Source organism: Oleiphilus sp. HI0132 (assembly GCF_001635845.1).
The window spans coordinates 1-880 of the sequence record NZ_LWGJ01000603.1; the positions used below are offsets into that span (position 1 = coordinate 1).

Sequence of the window (880 nt, forward strand, 5' to 3'; positions counted from 1 at the left end):
GCTCACGGAACCACTGGTTTATTTGCTGGTAAACCTTTTCTGAGTGAGCCAGAGGTACATGTGGAATACCATTGAAATGGGCCTGCTTACTGTCTTCTGGTGCAGATATGGGGTTAGCACTTGTATGTCTCACCAGGCTATCGCCAAAATACTTGTTGAGTAGACTATTCTTGTTCGCCGATAGCGAGCCGCTAATGAAGTGATGCTGAGCATGCGCGGTAAAACTTCCACAGCGCACACTCTGCTCGTAGGGGTCATCACTATCCGCGCCACGTTTTTCTTTATTCAGATGGAGTAAGCCGTCCTTCAGATCTTGTATACCCTGGCTTCGAACGTCTATCCAGTCTGCCCAGTGACTAATGTAATCACGCGGGATATAGCGAACAATAGAACTGGTTAGGTGACCAAACTTCTCCAAGGGCGAGCCTTCATGAGGCGTGCCAATGTAATAACAGTTTGACAACAAACTTAGCCAATCTGCTTCGGCATCTTGCGCGAGTTTCTGGGCACTTCGTATTAACAAGCCTCCCATACTAAAGCCCATTAGCACGATCTCTTCTACAGGTATGGGGTATGCCTCAATGAGCTCTGAAAGTAGCCGAGTTAATTTTTGCCCATTATCTTTAATCGATAAGCCTGTGTTGTAACGCAAGTAAAAAGGCGTAAAGCCAAACTCTTCTTGTAAGCGTCGACCATAGTTATCTTTTTCACTTAGCGCTTCGTCATCATCACTTGAACGACCATTACTCGAGCTCTCCCCTTCACTTTCCCCACCGAGTGAGTCTGGTTTTAAGTCCCATATTGTTTCTAGATTGGTCAGCCCGTGGATGAGGACGATAATTTTGTTAGATAAGGCTTTTTCTGCTTTGACGCTCCCGGA

The 880-nt window shown here is 46.2% G+C and carries 1 protein-coding gene; it reads right to left on the bottom strand.

Annotated elements, in window-relative coordinates:
- A partial coding sequence (locus A3766_RS30640) for a triacylglycerol lipase (RefSeq protein ID WP_068642032.1) occupies positions 1–880 on the bottom strand: 880 nt, incomplete at both ends.